Source organism: Saccharopolyspora sp. ASAGF58 (genome assembly GCF_012277335.1).
Lineage (GTDB): Bacteria > Actinomycetota > Actinomycetes > Mycobacteriales > Pseudonocardiaceae > Saccharopolyspora > Saccharopolyspora hattusasensis.
Window position 1 is genome coordinate 345001 of sequence record NZ_CP040605.1, and the last position, 18326, is coordinate 363326.

The window sequence follows — 18326 nt, forward strand, 5'->3', positions numbered from 1 at the left end:
GCCCCACTGGTCGGAGCCGCCGAGCTGCAGCCGGGTGCCGTACTTCCGGTACAGCTGCACGTAGTCGTTGGCCTGCAGCAGCATGTAGCTGAACTCGGTGTAGGACATGCCGTCGGTTTCCAGCCGCCGCTTCACGGTTTCCCGCGCCAGCATCGTGTTCACCGAGAAGTGCTTGCCGATGTCCCGCAGGAACGCCGTGACCGGCAGGTCGGCGGTCCAGTGCGCGTTGTTCTCCACGATCGCCCCCGTCGGCGAGTCGTCGAAGTCGACGAACGCGGACAGCTGGTCACGGATCTTGCCGGTCCACTCCAGCACGGTGTTCTCGTCGTGCAGGTTGCGCTCGCCGACGTCGCGCGGGTCGCCGATCAGGCCGGTGGCGCCGCCGGCGAGGACCACCGGCCGGTGCCCGGCCTGCTGGAAGCGGCGCAGGGTCAGGATCGGGATCAGGTGCCCGGCGTGCAGGCTGGGGCCGGTCGGGTCGAAACCGGCATAGAGCGTGAGCGGCCCGTCGTCGAGTTCCCGCCGCAGCGAGTCTAGGTCGGTGGATTGCGCGATCAGGCCGCGCCAGGTCAGCTCGTCAAGGATGTGCTCGCTCACGCAGTTCAGTTTCGCGCATCCCCGCAACCGGGTTTACGTCCGGGCCTGGATGCGGCGACGCCCGCCACGCCGGTACGAGCTGACCGCCGAGGAGCCGTCCACCCAGGTCCGCCACGGCAGGTCCATCGCCGCGGCGACGCCGACCCGGGGCCCGCTGCGGATGTCGTCCTCGCCGACCAAGGTGCCGTTGTACAGCCGGATCGGCGACTCCGAGCTGGTGAGGTCGACGCCGTTGTGCTCGCGGGTGATGCCGAGCACCCCGGCAAGCCGAGCGGGCCCGCTGGCGAGCTGGACATCCTTGCGAACCGCTGGCCGCCGGGAGCGGGCGAGCTCGGTACCCGTGGTGACCTCCCCGGCGCGCAGCAGGACCGCGCCGGGGACGCCGTCGGTGAGACACACGACGTTGATGCAGAAGTGCAACCCGTAGACGAAGTACACGTACAGGTGGCCGGCCGGGCCGAACATCACCGCGTTGCGCTCGGTGCGCCCGCGGTAGCAGTGCGACGCGGGGTCGTCCATGCCGCGGTAGGCCTCGACCTCGACCAGGCGCACGCCGACCTCGCCCTGCGGGCTCGTCGATCGCAGTTCGCAGCCGAGCAACCGGCGGGCCACCCACAGCGGATCGAGAGCTAGTTCGTCGCGTGTCACCTGACTCACACGCTCGACCCTACCGGTCGTGCCCAAACCGTGATCACTTGGAGAGCCACTCGCGATGTTGCCGCACTCCGGCGACAACGCGTTCGCGCTGCTCGGCGACCCTGTTCGGGGCGGTGCCGCCATGCGCGTCGCGGGAGGCGATCGAGCCCTCGACGGTCAGCACCTTGCGTACCTGCGGGGTGAGCGCCGGGTTGGCCGCGGCGAGCTCCTCGTCGGTCAGTTCCTCAAGTCCGACGCCGCGGGCCTCGGCGGTGCGCACGCACTCCCCCGACGCCTCGTGCGCGACGCGGAACGGGACTCCCTGGCGCACCAGCCACTCCGCGATGTCGGTGGCGAGGGTGAAGCCGGCGGGCGCGAGCTCGGCGAGCCGTTCGGTGTGGAAGGTCAGGGTGCCGAGCATGCCCGCCATCGCGGGCAGCAGCAGTTCCAGCTGCTCTACGGAGTCGAAGACCGGCTCCTTGTCCTCCTGCAGGTCCCGGTTGTAGGCCAGCGGCTGCGCCTTCAGCGTGGCCAGCAGCCCGCTGAGGTTGCCGATGAGCCGCCCGGACTTGCCGCGGGCCAGCTCGGCGACGTCCGGGTTCTTCTTCTGCGGCATGATCGAACTGCCGGTGGCCCAGGCGTCGTCGAGGGTCACATAGCCGAATTCGGCGGTGTTCCAGATGATCACCTCTTCGGCGATGCGCGAGAGGTTCACGCCCAGCATCGCGAGGCAGAACGCGGCCTCGGCGGCGAAGTCGCGCGAAGCGGTGCCGTCGATGGAGTTGTCGACGGCACCGGCGAAGCCGAGCTCGGCGGCGACGGCCTGCGGGTCGAGCCCGAGCGAGGAGCCCGCCAGGGCACCCGAGCCGTAGGGCGAGTAGGCGGTGCGGGCGTCCCAGTCGCGGAAGCGCTGGACGTCGCGGAGCAGCGCCTGGCAGTGCGCAAGGAGGTGGTGCGCCAGCAGCACCGGTTGCGCGTGCTGCAGGTGGGTGCGGCCGGGCAGCACCGCCTCGGGGTGTTCGGTGGCCTGGGCGACGAGGGCGTCGACGATGTCGAGGACGCCCGCGACGACGCGGCGGTTGGCGTCGCGCAGCCACATCCGGAACAGGGTGGCGACCTGGTCGTTCCTGGAGCGGCCGGCGCGCAGCTTGCCGCCGAGTTCCGGGCCGACGCGTTCCAGCAGACCGCGTTCGAGGGCGGTGTGCACGTCTTCGTCGTCGATCACCGGCTGGAAGGTGCCCGCCTCGACGTCGGCGGCCAGGGTGTCCAGGCCCGTGAGCATCCGCTCGAGTTCGTCGGCGGTGAGCAGCCCGGCGCCGTGCAGCACGCGGGCGTGGGCTCGGGAGCCGGCGATGTCGTAGGGCGCCAGGCGCCAGTCGAAGTGGGTCGACAGGCTCAGCGCGGCCATCGCTTCGGCCGGGCCGGAGGCGAACCGGCCGCCCCAGAGCTTGGTGGGCTCGCTGCCTTGCTGCGTCACGGTGTCCCCTCAGTCGTGTCAGGTTGTTTGTTGCTGTCGGTGCGGTTTGTGCCGGGGGTGCGGTTTGTGCCGCGGGTGCCAATTTCGTGAGAAATTGACGTTCACCCGGGTGACGGTCAAATTCTCGCGAAATTGCGCGCCCACCGGGTGATGGGGTGGTGGGCGCGGCCCTTCTTCGGGATCGCGGTCGTTGCCCTTGCCGGTGCAGCCTTGCACGACGGTGCCGACGACGGCACGACCCGCTCACTCATCGTCTTGGTCCCTAGGACCCTGCCCCCTGCCGTCCACCGTGGACCGGGCTTCGGCGTCCACTTCGGACTGCCGTTCCCCTGCTGCCATCTCGGTGAACCGCTCGGCCAGCTGGTGCCCGGTGAGGGGCTCGCGGGCGACGATCATCACGGTGTCGTCGCCCGCGATGGAACCGACCACCTCCGGCAGCGCGGCCCGGTCTATGGCGCTGGCCAGGAACTGCGCCGCGCCCGGCGGGGTGCGCAACACGGTCAGGTTGCCCGCCCCGTCGGCCCCGACGAGCAGTTCGCCGAGCAGTCGGCTCAGCCGCGAGGTGCCGCCCTGCACACCGCGGACCGGGCTGCCGTCCTCGGGGATGACGTAGACCGCCGCGCCGCCGTCGGCGCCCCGCAGCTTGACCGCGCCGAGCTCGTCGAGGTCCCGGGACAGCGTCGCCTGGGTGACCTCGATGCCGTCGCCGGCGAGCAGCTTGGCCAGTTCGGTCTGGCTGCGGATGCCCATCGACGCGACCAGTTCGACGATGCGGGCCTGCCGCGCGACCCGGGTCGTCATGGTCGTCGCACCAGCCACGCCAGCAGCGCCTTCTGCGCGTGCAGGCGGTTCTCTGCCTCGTCGAACACCGCGCTGGCCGGGCCGTCGATCACCTCGTCGGTGATTTCCATGCCGCGGTGCGCGGGCAGGCAGTGCAGGACGCTCGTGCCGGCCTTGCCGGTGGCGGCCAGCAGCTCGGAGTTGACCTGGAACGGCCGGAACGGGCTGATCCGGTCCTTGCCGTCGTTCTCCTGCCCCATCGACGTCCAGGAGTCGGTGACCAGCACGTCCGAGCCCTCGACCGCGCCGTTCGGGGTGTTGAACACCTCGACCGAGCCGCCGGTCTCGGCGGCGCACTTCTTGGCCGCGTCCAGCACCCAGTCCAGCGGCCGGAAGCCGTCCGGCGCGCCGACGCGGACGTGCATGCCTGCGGTGGCACCCCCGACCATCAGCGAGTGCGCCATGTTGTTGGCGCCGTCGCCGAGGTAGGTCAGGGTCAGCCCGGCGAGCTTGCCGTGCCGTTCCCGGATGGTCTGCAGGTCGGCGAGCACCTGGCAGGGGTGGAACTCGTCGGTGAGCGCGTTGATCACGGGCACGCGGGACGCCGAGGCCATGGCGTCGATGCGGGCCTGCTCGAAGGTCCGCCACACCACGGCGTCGACGTAACGGGACAGCACCCGGGAGGTGTCCTCGATGGTCTCCTCGCGGCCGAGCTGCATCATCCGCCCGTCCACGACGACCGGCTGGCCGCCGAGCTGGGCGATGCCGACCTCGAAGGAGAGGCGGGTGCGGGTGGAGTTCTTCTCGAAGATCACCGCGATCGACTTGGGCCCGGCCAGCGCGTCGGAGCCGAGCGGGTCGGCCTTGAACTGGTCGGCGAGGTCGAGGACCTCGGCCTGTTCGTCGGGCGTGAGGTCATCGTCGCGGAGGAAGTGCCGGGGCATCAGGGGTTCTCCTTGGCAGCGTCGAGCCAGGTGGGCAGGTCGGCGAGCAGCCGCTGCACCTGCTCGGGGCGCACGATCAGTGGTGGGGCCAGCCGGATCGCGTCGGGCTGGATGGGGTTGATCAGGTAGCCGGCGTCCTGCGCGGCGGCGGCGATCTTGGCCGACACCGGCTCGGTGAGGCCGATGCCGACGAGCAGGCCCGCGCCGCGCACCTCGCCGATCAGCGGGTGGTCGAGCTGCCGCAGGCCGGTGACCAGGTCCTTGCCGACCTGCTCGACGTGTTCGAGCAGCCCGTCGGCGGCGATGGTGTCCAGCACCGCCAGCGCCGCGGCGCAGACCACTGGGTTGCCGCCGAAGGTGGTGCCGTGCTGGCCGGGGTGCAGCAGGTCGCCGGCGGCGCCGAGGCCGATGCAGGCGCCGATCGGCAGGCCGCCGCCGAGGCCCTTGGCCAGGGTGATCACGTCGGGCAAGACGCCCGCGCGCTGGAAGGCGAACCACGAGCCGGTGCGGCCGATGCCGGTCTGCACTTCGTCGAACACCAGCAGCGCGCCGTTGCGGGTGGCGATCTCCCGGGCTGCCTGCAGGTAGCCCTCGGGCGGCACGACCACGCCGTTCTCGCCCTGGATGGGCTCCAGGAAGACCGCCGCGGTGTTGTCGTCCACTTCGGACTCGAGCGCGGCCACGTCGCCGTAGGGCAAGTGCACGACTCCGGGCGGCATCGGCTCGAAGGGCTGCTGCTTGGCGGGCTGGCCGGTGAGCGCCAGGGCTCCCATGGTGCGGCCGTGGAAGCCGCCGTGGGCGGCGACGAGCTTGGCCCGGCCGGTCAGCCGCGCGATCTTGAACGCGACCTCGTTGGCCTCGGCACCGGAGTTGCAGAACAGCACCCGCCCCTGGCCGGTCGCGCCGGCGAGGTCCAGCAGCCGTTCGGCGAGCTTGAGGCCCAGCTCGTGCACGTAGAGGTTGGAGACGTGGCCGAGCTTGCCGATCTGCGCGGTGACGGCCTGCACCACGGCGGGGTGCGCGTGGCCGAGCGCGTTGACCGCGATGCCGCTGAGGAAGTCCAGGTAGGTCTTGCCGTCTGCGTCGGTCACCTCGGCGCCCGAGCCGCTGACGAGAGTCAGCTTGGGGGTGCCGTAGTTGTCCATCATGGACGCTTGCCAGCGCTGCGCTCCCGCGGCGTTGGTGGTCATCAGTTCTCGCCCTCCTCTGCCTGTGCCGGCAGCACCATCGTGCCGACTCCGGCGCTGGTGAAAACCTCCAGCAGGACCGAGTGCGCGAGGCGGCCGTCGATGACGTGCGCCCGCGGCACCCCGCCGCGCACCGCGCGCAGGCAGGCCTCCATCTTCGGGACCATGCCGCTGGACAGGCCGGGCAGCAGTTCCGCCAGCTGGTCGGCGTCCAGGCGCGACACCAGCGACGAGCGGTCCGGCCAGTTCGTGTAGAGGCCCTCGACGTCGGTGAGCACCACGAGCTTCTCGGCACCGAGCGCGACTGCCAGCGCCCCGGCGGCGGTGTCGGCGTTGACGTTGTGCACCACGCCGTTGACGTCGGGGGCGACGGTGGAGACGACCGGGATGCGACCGGCCTTGATCAGGTCGAGCACCGCGTCGGCGTTGACCGACACCACGTCGCCGACGAGCCCGACGTCCACGGCCTCGCCGTCGACCGTCGCGGTGCGACGCTCGGCGGTGAACAGGCGGGCGTCCTCGCCGGACATGCCGACCGCGAACGGCCCGTTCTGGTTGATCAGCCCGACGAGCTCCCGCCCGACCTGGCCGACCAGCACCATGCGCACCACGTCCATGGTCTCCGGGGAGGTCACCCGCAGGCCGCCGCGGAACTCGCCTTCCAGGCCGAGCCGACCGAGCATCGCGGTGATCTGCGGGCCGCCGCCGTGCACCACCACCGGGTGCAGCCCGGCGAGCCGCAGGAACACCATGTCGTGCGCGAAGGCACGCTTGAGCTCGTCGTCGATCATCGCGTTGCCGCCGTACTTGACCACGACGGTCGCGCCGTGGAAGCGCTGCAGCCACGGGAGTGCCTCGACGAGGACGCTGGCCTTCTCGGCCGCGGTGGCCAGCCGGTCGCTGGTTTCTTGCTGGGTCATGACGAGTAAGCGCTGTTCTCTTCGACGTAATCGTGGGACAGGTCGGTGGTCAGGATGGTCGCCGCGTGCTCGCCGAGGTGCAGGTCCACGACGATCTCGATGGCGCGGCCGGACAGGTCCGCCGCGCTGCGGTCGCGGGCCTTGGTGCCGTCGGCGTAGAGCGTGACGCCGTTGGTGGCGATCTCCAGCTTGGCCACGTCGATCTCGGCGTCGACCCGGCCGAGCGCCATCGCGATCCGACCCCAGTTCGGGTCGGAGCCGAACATCGCGGTCTTGACCAGGTTGTCCTCGGCGATGGTGCGGCCGATGGCGACCGCGTCGGCCTCGCTGGCCGCGCCGCGCACGGTGATGTCGATTGTCTTGGTGGCGCCCTCGGCGTCGTCCTGCAGCTGGCGGACCAGGTCCGTGCAGACCGCGGTGAGCAGCTCGGTGAAGTCCTCTTTGGACGGTTCGACCCCGGAGGCACCGGATGCCAGCACCAGCACGGTGTCGTTGGTGGAGGTGCCGCCGTCGACGTCCAACCGGTCGAAGGTGACCCGGGTGGACGCGCGCAGCGCCTCGTCGAGGTCGTCGCCGCCGATCATCGCGTCGGTGGTGATGACGCTGAGCATGGTGGCCAGGTTCGGCGCGAGCATCCCGGCGCCCTTGGCGAAGCCGCCGATCGACCAGCCCGCGTCGTGCTTCCCGAGAGCCTGCTTGGGTTTGCTGTCGGTGGTGAGCACGGCGGTGGCCGCGTCGAGACCGGCTTGGTCGTCGTTCGCCAGCGCCTTGGCCGCGGTGTCCACGCCTGACAGCAGCGCGTCCATCGGCAGCCGCTCGCCGATCAGGCCGGTGGAGCAGACCGCGACCTCGATGGCGCCGACGCCCAGCACGTCGGCCGCCTTCTCGGCGGTGGCGTGGGTGTCCTGGAAGCCCTCCGGGCCGGTGCAGGCGTTGGCGCAGCCGGAGTTGAGCACCACCGAGCGAAGCTTGCGCTCCTTGAGCACCTGCTGCGACCACAGCACCGGCGCCGCCTTGACCTTGTTGGTGGTGAACACCCCGGCCGCGGCCTGCTGCGGGCCGTCGTTGACGACCAGCGCGACATCACGCGCGCCCGCGGCCTTGATCCCGGCGGCGACTCCGGCCGCCCGGAAACCGGCAGGTCCGGTCACGCTCATTGGCTCTCCTCTGCTTTGCGGGACACCCGCACCCGGGGCATCTTGCGGAACACCCGCTCCCGAGGCACCTTGCGGAACACCCGCTCCCGGGGCATCTTGCGGAACAGGCGGCTTACCACACTCATAACGTCGCCTCGACAACGTGCCCGGCGGCGGTCAGGACGTCGGCGGCCCTCTCCGCGGCGTCCGCGGGCACCAGGATCCAGTCGGTGTCGAAAGTGGACAGCGTGAAGACGCTGATCCCGGCTTCGGCCAGCGGCACCAGCAGCGCGGCCAGGATTCCGGTCAACGCGAACTCCAGCGGCCCGGCGACCTCCAGCGCCCGGAACGGGCCCTCGACCCGCACGTCGGGACCGGCCTCGGCGGCCAGCGAATGCGGGAAGACGATGGTGCGGCCCGCCCCGGTGGTCAGGCTGCCGTGGATCGGCGTGGTGCCACCGGTCAGGGCCAGGTTGGCGTGCGCCGGAACCATGCCGACCGCCAGCGGCTCAGCGTGCAGCCGGAGCTTGAGCCCGGTCATGGCGCCACCCCGACGGTCGGCAGCCCGGTGGTCTCCGGCAGGCCGACCGCGAGGTTCATGCACTGCACGGCACCACCGGCGGTGCCCTTGGTGAGGTTGTCCTCGGCGCCGACGATGATCAGCCGCCCGGCGTCCGGGTCCACCGCCAGCTGCAGGTGGACGGTGTTCGCGCCCAGCGTGGCGGAGGTCTGCGGCCAGTGGCCCTCGGGCAGCACGTGCACGAACGGCTCGTCGCCGTAGGCGTCGAGGTAGACCTTGCGCGCGGCGTCCGCGTCAGCGCCCTCGCGCAGCGGAGCGGAGCAGGTGGCGAGGATGCCGCGCGGCATCGGAGCGAGGACCGGGGTGAACGAAACCTTCACCGGCTCCCCCGCCGCGGCGCTGAGGTTCTGGATCAGCTCCGGCGTGTGCCGGTGCGCGCCACCCACGCCGTAGACGCTGGCGGAACCCATCACCTCGGCGGAGAGCAGGTGCGGCTTGAGCGCGCGGCCGGCACCGGAGGTGCCGGTGACCGCGACGACGACAGCGTCCGGCTCGACGAGCCCGGCGGCGAGCGCCGGGACGAGCGCCAGCGAGGACACGGTCGGGAAGCAGCCGGGGACGGCGACGCGGCGGGAGCCGCGGAGCCGGTCGCGGGCGCCGGGGAGCTCGGGGATGCCGTAGGGCCAGGTGCCGGGGTGTTCGCCGCCGTACCAGCGGGCCCAGTCGGTGGGATCGTTGAGCCGGTGGTCGGCGCCGCAGTCGATGACGGTGGTGTCCTCGCCGAGCTCGGCGGCGATGGCCGCGGAGTGGCCGTGCGGGAGCGCGAGGAAGACGACGTCGTGCCCGGCGAGTTCGGCGGTCGTGGTCTCGGTGAGCACGCGGTCCGCCAGCGGCAGCAGGTTCGGGTGGTGTTGCCCGAGCTTGCTCCCGGCGTTCCCGCCCGCGGTCAACGCGCCGATCTCCACCTGCGGGTGCGACAGCAGCAGGCGGAGCAGTTCCCCGCCCGCGTACCCGCTTGCACCGGCAACAGCCACTCGAACCGTCATGCGGATGATTATGCACTCCGATGCAACATTAATCAAACGGGCGTTCGGGCGTGCACCTAGTCGTGAGTGCGTAGCCGGGCTCCAGCCCGATTACGCACTCACGACCCGTCAGAGCCAGACCAGGCGGAGGTCGCGGATCAGCGAGAAGCACTCCAGGGCGCCTTCGGCCGAGTCGGAGTTGCCCATCCAGCCGTGTGGACTGACGAACACCGCACCCAGGCCATCGCCACCCGGAGCACGGCAGAAGTCCAAGCCCCACAGGTAGATCCGCGCGGCGGCGACCTTGTCACCGTCACGGTCGACTTCGCACAGCGCGAACTTCTTCGGCTGGTCCGCCCCGGCCAGATCCTCCAGCACCGCCGGAAGCTCGTCCTCACCCCAAGGCCCCAGCGAAAAACGCCGCTCCAACATCCCGACTCCCATCTGCCGATCAATGTGCGAGAAGCTTAGCGAGAAACTTGCTCGTTAACAGTCGCTGAATCGAGTGATCGATCTTGCGATTTCCGATTTCGGTGCAGCGGGGTGCCAAGATGTGCGGCATGGCGACGTCTCCGGACCCGAAGGTGCTCAAGATCCAGATCGGGATCGAGCTGCGCCGCCTGCGCGAGAACGCGGGCCGCACCGCCGCCGAAGCAGCCGAAGTGCTGGGCGGCGCGGTCCCCAAGATCAGCAAGATCGAGAACGGCAAGCAAGCCGCAACACCGGAAGAAGTCGAGACGCTGTCGGACTTCTACCGCGCACCGGCGAAGCGCCGAAAGTACTTGACGGGCCTTGCGACGCAGGTTCCGAAACGCAGCCGTCGCCGAACCATGTACCGCGACGCGGTCCCGGACTGGTTCCAACGCTTCCTGGCGTTGGAGAGCGACGCATCGGAGATCAAGATCTACGAGGTCGAGATCGTAACCGGTCTTCTGCAGACCGAGGATTACGCACGGTCGACGATTCAAGCTTGGGAGCCAGCTGCCGATCCGCGGCTCATCGACAGGCAGGTGCAGACCAGATTGCAACGTCAAGAGGTGCTGACACGCCGCATCCGACCCGTGAACCTTCAGGTCGTCCTCAGCGAAGCCGCTTTGCGCCGTGTGCAGGGAAGTGCCGAGATCATGCGGCGGCAACTTGAGCACCTGATCGACTCGTCACATCGCCCGAATATCGAGGTTCGTGTCCTACCCTTCGAAGTCCCCAACCGCATCGCAGTTGCATCCGCAGCAACGCTTCTGCAGCTCGTCGACCAGCAACTCTCCGTGGTGTATCTGGAAGATGTGCTTGGTGCGACCTACTTGTGGGAGCCCGGGGAATTCACGCGCTACAGCGTCGTGTTCGAGCGCCTCCGCGCTGCTTCCCTACCGCCCGAGGAATCCCGTGCGTTCCTCGATAAGGTGAAGCAGACCTACCAGTAAGCGAACAGAAGGGGTGAGCATGTCCGCCCCAAACTTTCCTGCCGTTACTTGGCGCAAGAGCAGCCGGAGTGGCTCTAGCGGCGGCCAGTGTGTCGAAGTGGCTGTCCAGCCGGCTGTTGTCGGTGTTCGGGACTCGAAGGATCCTGATGGTCCTGTGCTGGTCTTCGGCCCTGGCGCCTTTGCGCGGTTCCTCGGCACTTTGAAGCGTTAGGCGCACGGACCTGCTGGTTAGGGCCCGTGAGTGTTTTCGGGTGCTATAGCGCCCAAAAGTACTCACGGGCTCACCGGCACCGTACGGCTCAGCCAGAGTGGCGCCCGGGTCAGCTGGTGCCGGGAATCCTGATCGCGGCCAGTACGGAGTTGATCGCCTCCAGATCGACGGCGGCCGGATCGAATGATTCGCCGAGCACATCCTCGTAGTGGTCGCGGTCGGGATGCCGGGGGCCGGTCATCGCGTCGAGAAGACGCTGGTAGCCGTAGATGCCGCCGCAGTCCTCGGGCGGTCCGGCACGATCGGCGTCCAGGCATAGCACGCGGGCTTCGCCTTCGGCCGGTTCGATGGCCTCCACCACGAGATCATGGATCCAGTCGTCGCCGAAATCGTAGGTGTAGCGCACCCGGTCGCCCTGGCGCGGGGCGACGAGGTTGAGGGTCGCCCGGCGTTCGTCATGGACACCGCGCGTGGATCCGCCGCTGACATCGGTGTAGCGCCTGCCCTTAGCCTCGAACTCATGCAGGTGCCAGCCCTCCCAGCCGAAAGAGACCTGGAGGATGTGGTGCAGCTCATCGAGCGGTGTGTCACCGGGCAGGGAAAGCCGTCGCCAGATCGACGGTTCGCTGCCGGCGATACCGACCTTGATCTGGTACGCGGTGTCGCTGCGCCGGACACGTGTGTTCACGGGCTCTTGGCCCAGGTCGTTCAATGTCCGCCGGTAGGCATCGAGATCGACCGGTCCAGAGCCGGTCAGGGCGCCGTGCAGATGTTCGACGCCCACGTTCATCAGCTCGTGCAACACGTCATGCCGGTCCATCCCGAGATCCAGCAGCCGGCGGGCGGCGTGCCACGCTTCGATCGGCTCACCGTCCCACAACTGGTTCGCGACCATCTCGTGCAGCGCCACGTGCAGCCGCGGGTTGACCCCGCCGATCTCCCCTTCCCACGACGGATCCTCCAGCGCCCGGCGGTATTCCGGATGCTCTCTCATGATCAGGATGTCGCGCTCGTCGGGGTCGACAGGGTTGAGCCTGCCGAAATCCGCGCCGCGGAAGGTGGCGTCGCGGTTGGGCACGGCGAACAACCGCCGGTCCAGGATGTCCTTGACTTCCGCCTTGGACAACACCGGCGAAAGGTCGCTCAGGTATGCCGCCGCATCGAATTCGGTCCCGGGCGACGGCGCCCCGAACAGCGATCCGGACGGATGGGCGCGGTGTTCACCGGGCTTCCGTCGGCCTTTCGCGGGTTTGCGCTTGCGTCCCTTACTCACCGGACTCACCTGGATAGCCTCCCACAACACCGTCGCAGCACCGCGAAGCAGGTCGGCCGGTCGTCCGCGCTATGGTGGGACTGATGTTGGTGACGCAGAGCGATGATCCCGGGGACGCCGGGCCGCAAACCTTGCCCGAGACCTTGCTCAGCCTACTCGGCCAGTTGTCCCCGGCCGCGCCCGTCGACCCGGCCCGCTCGGCACTGGTGGACCAGGCGGTCTCGGTGTTGCGACGGCCCGGGTTCGACACTCTGTTGTCATTGCCGCAGTTGGCATTCGAGCCGTTCGACTACCAGCGGGAGACCGCGTCCACCGTATTGCGGCGCATGAGAGGCCGGGCGATCCTCGCCGACGAGGTCGGGCTGGGCAAGACCATCGAAGCCGGACTGATCGCCTCCGAGCTACGACTCCGGGGCTTGGCCGACCGGACATTGGTGATCACCCCAGCTGGCCTGGTCGAGCAGTGGCGGGACGAACTGGAACGCAAATTCGGCCTGCCCACCGCGATCATATCCGGCAAGGATCGGGCAATCGATGAACGCGGAAACCGGCCGGTGGTGCTGGTCTCGCTGGCCGCGGCCCGCCGGGACCCGCTGAAGGCCGAACTCACCGGCGCCGGATGGGACCTGGTGATCGCAGACGAGGCACACCGGCTGCGGTCCGCGCGCAGCGCGTCGGGAAAACTTATCCGGGCACTGAGTGCGCGGTTCCTCCTGCTGTTGACGGCCACCCCGGTGGAAAACCGCCTGCAGGATCTGTACGAGATGATTTCCCTCGTCGCGCCCGGATTGCTCGGCACGCCGGCGCAGTTCCGCTCCCGGCATGTCGCCGCCGGTGGCGACGTGAACAGCCCCCGCAACCTGGCTGAGCTGCGGAGCCGGACCCGTCAGGTGATGGTGCGCCACCGGCGCAGCGAGGTCGCGCTACGGCTACCGCAACGCCTCGCCGAAACCACGCTGGTCACCCCGGACGCCGACGAGCAGGCTCTGTATGCGGAGCTGACCGAGCGGATCCGGGTCGAGGCCAAGGAAGCGCCCGCCGCACGGCGACTGGCGCTGCGCTCGGTCGCCAGGCTGGCCGGTTCCACACCGGCGGCGGCCGCGCCGACCATGACCAAACTCGGCTGGACCGATCTGGCGGCCACGGCGAAGTCGATCACCTATCCGGCCAAACTTCGCCTGCTGACGGCGAAGCTGGGCGAGTACGCGGCACGCGGGGAGAAGGTGCTGGTGTTCACCGCTTTCCGGCAGACCCTGGACACGGTCGCCGAAGCGGCACGGGCGGCGGGGATCAGCGCCGTCGTCTACCACGGCGGCCTGCCCCGGGCAGAGAAAGAGCGGGTGATCGGAGCCTTCCGCGACACCGAACAGGTGTTGCTGTCCACGGAGTCCGCCGGCGAAGGACGCAACCTCCAGTTCTGTCACGTCATGATCAACCTTGACCTGCCGTGGAACCCCATGCAGATCGAACAGCGCCTCGGCCGCCTGCACCGGGTCGGCCAGACCCACGATGTGCTGCTGACCAACCTGGCCTGCCGGGGAACCATCGAGGAACGGATCCTGCACGTTCTGGAGACCAAAATCAACATGTTCGAGCTCGTCGTCGGGGAACTCGACATGATCCTTGGCCGGATCGACGAGGATTTCGATTTCGAAAAGGCGGTGTTCGAAGCCTTCACCTCGACCGAGAACGAATCCGCCTTCGCCCGCCGCATGGACGAAATCGGCGAAGAACTCGCGGCGGCACGCACGTCCTACGTGGCGGATCGGCGCAATGTCGATGCCCTGGTCGGGGAGGACAACGAATGACCGGCAGCCACAACCCCGCCTTCGCTTTCTGGCTGGACTACCTGGACTCCCAGGGCGGACTGTGGGAACCCTCGGGCGAGGCGGTGCTGACGGTTCTGCCCGACCAACTGGCCGCCGCGCACGACCTGCCGGAGTCCACGCTGATCACCGATGATCCGGACATCGCCCGGGAAGATGGCGTGCAGTTCCTCGGCGCCGGACATCCCGAGATCGACAAGGCCGCCGGAGCCGTCATCGACGCCGCCGACGTCGGGACGCTCACCCTGCCCCACGGCTCGAAACCGATGTCCACCGAGGACCTGCTGGCGTTGATCCGCGACCGCATGCCTGTCGACCACGGCCGGATCGACGCCACCGGCGCACCGATCCGGACTCATCGTGCGACGCTGCGACTGGGCGCGCTGGTCAGCCACACCGTCTCGGCCGAGGAGCAGTTCACCGAAGTCTCGGAATGCCTGCTCGACGTCGGGTCGCTGATCGCCTGGCCCGAGCAAGCCGCGGCGCGGGTGCGAGACGCCATCGCCGTCACCGACACCGGACTCGCGCGCCACGTCCCGGGAAACGCCCTGATCCCGGCGCTAGCCGCCACGCATTCGGTACTCGACGAGGCGGCCGCGTCGCGAGGCCGGGTACTGGCCCAGACTGCGGATGCCGAGCGCGCCGCCGAGACCACCCGGGCCAGCGAGTACTATGCCGCGGCGCTCGCCGCCATCGACAAACGCCGCACCGATGCCGATCCAGACCGCGCGGCCCTGCTGGACGCCCGCGCCCAGGCCACGATCGCCGAGCGTGATCGACGGCTGGCCGAGATTGGCGAGAAATACCGCCACCAGCACAAGCTGCGGCCCTACCGGCTGCACATCATCGACGTGCCCGCCTGGCGTCTGACCACCGATATCCGGCGTGGCGACCGCCGCTGGCCCGTCGTCTTCGACTACCTGCCATTGGTGAGTGACCTCGCTCCCACTCGGTGCCCGAACTGCGACGCCCACGCGCCGCTGGTGGCGACCAAGACCCACCTCGGTTGCACTGTCTGTTCCCCTGCCAAAACGCCGCCGCCGCCGGCTGTGCCTGCGCCGCCATCCCGGAACCAAGCCGCCCAGCCGTCGCGGGAAAAACCCGGCAAGACGCCTAAAACGGCGCCTGCGAAAGACAAGGTGGCCGCACCCCCGCGAGCCGACCGCAAGCAGCCCGTCGCCCGGCCGGTTCTGCCGGGCAAGGCCGAGGAACTGGAAGCCGCGGCATTCTGGAACTACCTCGCCGCGGGTGAAAACCGGAAACTCGCCCGGCTCATCGCTCCGGACTCTCCGCTGGCCGCTCTCACCCGCGTCTACGGCAGCGCCGGCGCCCTGCGCGGAGTCGGCGTCCCCACCGGCGACACGCTGATGAAATTCACCTGCCAGAACTACGACCATCCGGTCGCCGGACAACGCGGCGGCACCGCGGGCGCGCTTTACACCGACCACGGCACTTTCCCGTACCTGCTGCTGTGGTCACCCGATCGGCTCCTGGAAGAAATCTTCCCCTACGCGGCCCCCTGGCATCTCGGGATGGTCGCCCGGATGAGACTCAAGCCAGTCACCCACGCTCCACCCGCGCGTCAGAAGCTTGACACCGTGGCCGGCCTCCTCCTCGACCGCACGACCGCGCGCCACGGCCTGACCTTCACCGCCCGCTGCCTGGCGGCCTGGTGGCGCCTCCCGAGCCCCGACGACCTCGTCACCCGGTTCTCACCCCGGGTCATCGCGGCGACCGTCGACCGGGCCATCCGCTACTGGTCCGGCGCCGCAAAGGCCACCTACCCCGACGCAGCCGTTGCCTTCAACGCGGACGAGTCCGCCGTCCGCAAGGCCACCGCCGTAGTCCAGAAACAACTCCGGCTCGACAGCACCCGAAACTGGTGACGCCGTACCGAGGCGCCCGCGGACTCTCCTGGTCGTCGCGGTTGTCCGCCGCCGCGTGCCCGCAGTCGCGGCATGTGCAGGACGTGTTGGCCGCGGTTGTGCTGCGCCACAAAGACTCCGGAATCCGGACTTGCGCATGTTCGCCTGCGGACTTTCAGCGATCGGGCCGGCACTCTCCGCCGAACCCGGGATTTCGGGCGCATGAACGGAAACCCCGGCCTTAACGAGACGGTCCCGCGCCCGGTGTTTCGGCACCCCGCTTCGAGATCGATGGGGGCCGACCGGCATCATCGTTGCCGATGACGATGACCCCACCCCGCCCCGGCAAGGTGGCCCACCGCGATTCGACGTCGAGTCCGGTCGGTCGGCGGGTGCGGTTGCGGCGGGTCGAGCCTGCGGACCGGCGCACCCTGATGCGGTTCGACCGGGAGTCCTCGCGCGAGCACTTCCCGAAGTTCGACGGATTCCGGCATTGGGCGGCACACCGGGCGAACCACCCGGAATCCGGCGACGACATCCAGCTCGCCATCGAGACGCTGCACGACCGGACCCTGGTCGGCTCGATGTTCACCAGCCAGGCCGAACCCGGTTCCGGCCGGTTCAGCTACGGCATCGGGATCGGCCCGCAGTACCGCCGGCGCGGCTACGCCGACGACGCGATCAGCACCCTGCTCGCGTACATGTTCGGGCGGGGCCGCTACCGCAAATGCGAGGTCGGGATCTACGACGGCAACCTCGCTTCCCTTGCGCTGCATGGCAAACTCGGCTTCCGCGAGGAAGGCCACCTGCGCGACCCGGAGTTCCTGTGCGGCGGGGCCCAGTACCTCGTGCTGATGGGCATCACCGCGACCGAGTTCGTGGCCCACAACCTCACTCGCCGATGACCGGCGGCGTGCAAGTTCGTGCGGAAGATGTCGCACTGCAGGCCGCGGCCGACGAACTCGCTGCCCTGCCGCTGCCGCAGAACCTCTTGCAGGCTCTGCGCGCCCCCAGCTCCGACCACCCGGACATCCTGGCAGTAAGTCGATCAACCAGGTGGCGGTTCGGGGAAAGATCCGCTTCGCCCTCGCGCGTCAACGAGGTCGGCTCGGCCGTGCCGCTCCAGGGCGTATTCCGTGGCGATTCGCAGCAGCATCTCCTTCTCCACTCGCAGGAGGTGGTTCTCCCGGCGGAGCCGGTCGAGTTCCGCTCGTTCCGCCGAGGTCAGGTCGATGCTCATCGCAGCGGGTCGAACGGTCGCAGGAGCGCCGGGCGCTTGCCGGTGGCGATCTGCTCCGCCAGCAGACGGCCGGTTAGCGGCCCCAACGTCAGGCCCCACATGCCGTGGCCGCCCGCGACGTAGACGCCGGACATCTTCGTCTGCCCGATCAGCGGCAGTCCGTCGGTCGTCACCGGTCGGCCGCCGACCCACTCGTCGTGGCGCACCTCCCAGCCGACGCCCTGCAGCAGCGGTCGCGCGGAGCGCACGATCGCCTCGATGCGGCCGCGGTCCAGCGGGTCGTCCGCCGGGCGGAACTCCATGGTTCCCGCCACCCGCAGCCCGCCCTGGTACGGCGTGCAGGCGACGCGCACCGCGGGCAGGTAGATCGGGCCGGGAACGGGCTGCTCGGTCGGGACCGTGAAGGAATAGCCGCGCCCGGCGCGCACCGGGGTGCGGACACCTAGCGGTTTCGCCAGGCGGCTCAGCCAGGAACCGGTGGCCAGCACGACCGCCTCGGCCGACACCCGCTCCTCCTGCTCGGATTTGATGATCACCTGTCCGGAGCCGCGCAGCACGTGCCGCACGCGGAACCCGGTGCGCAGCTTGCCGCCGCGTTCGACCACCGCCTTCGCCAGGCTCCGGGTGAACTCGCCCGGGTCGACGTAACGCTGCCCTTCCACCCGGAGCACCGCCGCGATGCGCGGCGACAGCTGCGGCACATCGACGTCCGAAGTGGACAGTTCGTGGACTTCGATTTCCTGGCCGCAGCGGCGGATCTGCTCGAACTCGTGCCGCAGCTCGGCGACCTGCTCGGGCTTCTCGAACGCCGCCGTGATCGGCGCCGGCACGGTCGGCGCGGACACCCCGCCCGCCGTGAGCGCGTCGAAGGCGTCCAGGCACTCCGCGTTCATCGGGACGAACGCGCGCATCGACCGCTGCCAGGCCCGGGGCGTGCACCGCCGGGCGAAACCGATGAGGAACGACCATAGGCCGGGATCCACCGAGGTCGGCACGTACAGCGGGGCGTCGCGGTCGAACAGCGACCGCAGCCCGTAGCGCAGCACGCCCGGCTCTGGCAGCGGGATCGAGAAACCCGGCGACAGGTAACCGGCGTTGCCCCAAGACGCGCCGGCCGCCACGTCCTCGCGGTCCAGCACCGTGACCTCGACGCCGTGCTCCTGCAAGAACCAAGCGGTCGACAAGCCGACCACGCCGGCACCGACCACCACGGCCCGGCGCGGAACCCCGTCGATCCCGTCCTCGCGCATGCTTCCTCCTCAAACGTC

General features: G+C 69.6%; 20 protein-coding genes (1 of these 20 running past the window's edge). 5 read left to right on the forward strand and 15 right to left on the reverse strand.

Features of this window, described 5'->3' with window-relative positions; translation table 11 throughout:
* The 12 genes from tyrS to FDZ84_RS01395 all read right to left on the reverse strand — a co-directional run.
* On the reverse strand, window positions 1–597 hold the 5' portion of the coding sequence (gene tyrS / locus FDZ84_RS01345; protein WP_168584350.1) for a tyrosine--tRNA ligase. The gene continues 678 nt to the left of window position 1, outside the view; only the first 597 of its 1275 coding nucleotides appear in the window; its start codon is at window positions 595–597; the stop codon falls past the left edge of the window.
* 33 nt (window positions 598–630) lie between these two features.
* Window positions 631–1254, reverse strand: a complete 624-nt coding sequence (locus FDZ84_RS01350) for a DNA-3-methyladenine glycosylase (protein ID WP_168584351.1) — start codon at window positions 1252–1254, stop codon at window positions 631–633.
* A gap of 34 nt (window positions 1255–1288) precedes the next feature.
* The gene (gene argH, locus FDZ84_RS01355; protein WP_168584352.1) at window positions 1289–2710 is read right to left on the reverse strand and encodes an argininosuccinate lyase; all 1422 of its coding nucleotides are present in this window, start codon (window positions 2708–2710) and stop codon (window positions 1289–1291) included.
* A gap of 243 nt (window positions 2711–2953) precedes the next feature.
* Window positions 2954–3511 (reverse strand): arginine repressor, encoded by a 558-nt coding sequence (locus tag FDZ84_RS01360; RefSeq protein ID WP_246868725.1) that lies wholly within the window; start codon window positions 3509–3511, stop codon window positions 2954–2956.
* Window positions 3508–4434: an ornithine carbamoyltransferase gene (gene argF, locus FDZ84_RS01365; RefSeq protein ID WP_168584353.1), complete on the reverse strand. Its 927-nt coding sequence runs from the start codon at window positions 4432–4434 to the stop codon at window positions 3508–3510. Before argF ends, FDZ84_RS01360 begins: the two co-directional genes overlap by 4 nt.
* Window positions 4434–5624: an acetylornithine transaminase gene (locus tag FDZ84_RS01370; protein WP_168584354.1), complete on the reverse strand. Its 1191-nt coding sequence runs from the start codon at window positions 5622–5624 to the stop codon at window positions 4434–4436. The genes argF and FDZ84_RS01370 overlap by 1 nt, the downstream gene beginning before the upstream one ends.
* Complete coding sequence (argB, locus tag FDZ84_RS01375) at window positions 5624–6541, reverse strand: acetylglutamate kinase (protein ID WP_168584355.1); 918 nt, start codon at window positions 6539–6541, stop codon at window positions 5624–5626. Before argB ends, FDZ84_RS01370 begins: the two co-directional genes overlap by 1 nt.
* Window positions 6538–7698: a bifunctional glutamate N-acetyltransferase/amino-acid acetyltransferase ArgJ gene (gene argJ, locus FDZ84_RS01380; protein WP_168584356.1), complete on the reverse strand. Its 1161-nt coding sequence runs from the start codon at window positions 7696–7698 to the stop codon at window positions 6538–6540. Before argJ ends, argB begins: the two co-directional genes overlap by 4 nt.
* Window positions 7695–7823: a hypothetical protein gene (locus FDZ84_RS39900; protein WP_256413646.1), complete on the reverse strand. Its 129-nt coding sequence runs from the start codon at window positions 7821–7823 to the stop codon at window positions 7695–7697. Before FDZ84_RS39900 ends, argJ begins: the two co-directional genes overlap by 4 nt.
* Window positions 7820–8218, reverse strand: coding sequence for an ACT domain-containing protein (locus FDZ84_RS01385; protein WP_168584357.1), 399 nt, complete (start codon window positions 8216–8218; stop codon window positions 7820–7822). The genes FDZ84_RS39900 and FDZ84_RS01385 overlap by 4 nt, the downstream gene beginning before the upstream one ends.
* On the reverse strand, window positions 8215–9243 hold the full coding sequence (argC, locus tag FDZ84_RS01390; RefSeq protein ID WP_168584358.1) for an N-acetyl-gamma-glutamyl-phosphate reductase: 1029 nt from the start codon (window positions 9241–9243) through the stop codon (window positions 8215–8217). The genes FDZ84_RS01385 and argC overlap by 4 nt, the downstream gene beginning before the upstream one ends.
* A gap of 108 nt (window positions 9244–9351) precedes the next feature.
* Window positions 9352–9654, reverse strand: a complete 303-nt coding sequence (locus FDZ84_RS01395; protein WP_168584359.1) for a hypothetical protein — start codon at window positions 9652–9654, stop codon at window positions 9352–9354.
* Window positions 9655–9782: 128 nt separating this feature from the next.
* Between FDZ84_RS01395 and FDZ84_RS01400 the strand changes: the two genes are divergently transcribed.
* Window positions 9783–10643, forward strand: coding sequence for a helix-turn-helix transcriptional regulator (locus FDZ84_RS01400; RefSeq protein ID WP_168584360.1), 861 nt, complete (start codon window positions 9783–9785; stop codon window positions 10641–10643).
* Window positions 10644–10662: 19 nt separating this feature from the next.
* Window positions 10663–10854, forward strand: coding sequence for a DUF397 domain-containing protein (locus FDZ84_RS01405; RefSeq protein WP_168584361.1), 192 nt, complete (start codon window positions 10663–10665; stop codon window positions 10852–10854).
* A 109-nt stretch (window positions 10855–10963) separates the two neighbouring features.
* On the opposite strand, the gene FDZ84_RS01410 is transcribed toward FDZ84_RS01405, so the two are convergent.
* Window positions 10964–11932: a plasmid pRiA4b ORF-3 family protein gene (locus tag FDZ84_RS01410; RefSeq protein ID WP_246869106.1), complete on the reverse strand. Its 969-nt coding sequence runs from the start codon at window positions 11930–11932 to the stop codon at window positions 10964–10966.
* A 278-nt stretch (window positions 11933–12210) separates the two neighbouring features.
* Here FDZ84_RS01410 and FDZ84_RS01415 point away from each other — a divergent pair, with 278 nt between their 5' ends.
* The 3 genes from FDZ84_RS01415 to FDZ84_RS01425 all read left to right on the forward strand — a co-directional run bounded on the left by FDZ84_RS01415 (window position 12211) and on the right by FDZ84_RS01425 (window position 16723).
* The gene (locus FDZ84_RS01415) at window positions 12211–13935 is read left to right on the forward strand and encodes a DEAD/DEAH box helicase (RefSeq protein ID WP_168584363.1); all 1725 of its coding nucleotides are present in this window, start codon (window positions 12211–12213) and stop codon (window positions 13933–13935) included.
* The gene (locus FDZ84_RS01420) at window positions 13932–15839 is read left to right on the forward strand and encodes a hypothetical protein (protein WP_168584364.1); all 1908 of its coding nucleotides are present in this window, start codon (window positions 13932–13934) and stop codon (window positions 15837–15839) included. Before FDZ84_RS01415 ends, FDZ84_RS01420 begins: the two co-directional genes overlap by 4 nt.
* Window positions 15840–16138: 299 nt before the next feature.
* Entirely contained in the window at window positions 16139–16723 is a 585-nt protein-coding gene (locus FDZ84_RS01425) for a GNAT family N-acetyltransferase (protein ID WP_371812757.1), read from the forward strand.
* Between the two features lie 143 nt (window positions 16724–16866).
* Here FDZ84_RS01425 and FDZ84_RS01430 read toward each other — a convergent pair whose 3' ends face one another.
* Complete coding sequence (locus tag FDZ84_RS01430; RefSeq protein WP_168584365.1) at window positions 16867–17058, reverse strand: hypothetical protein; 192 nt, start codon at window positions 17056–17058, stop codon at window positions 16867–16869.
* On the reverse strand, window positions 17055–18308 hold the full coding sequence (locus tag FDZ84_RS01435) for an FAD-binding oxidoreductase (RefSeq protein WP_168584366.1): 1254 nt from the start codon (window positions 18306–18308) through the stop codon (window positions 17055–17057). The genes FDZ84_RS01430 and FDZ84_RS01435 overlap by 4 nt, the downstream gene beginning before the upstream one ends.
* Window positions 18309–18326 lie beyond the last annotated feature (18 nt).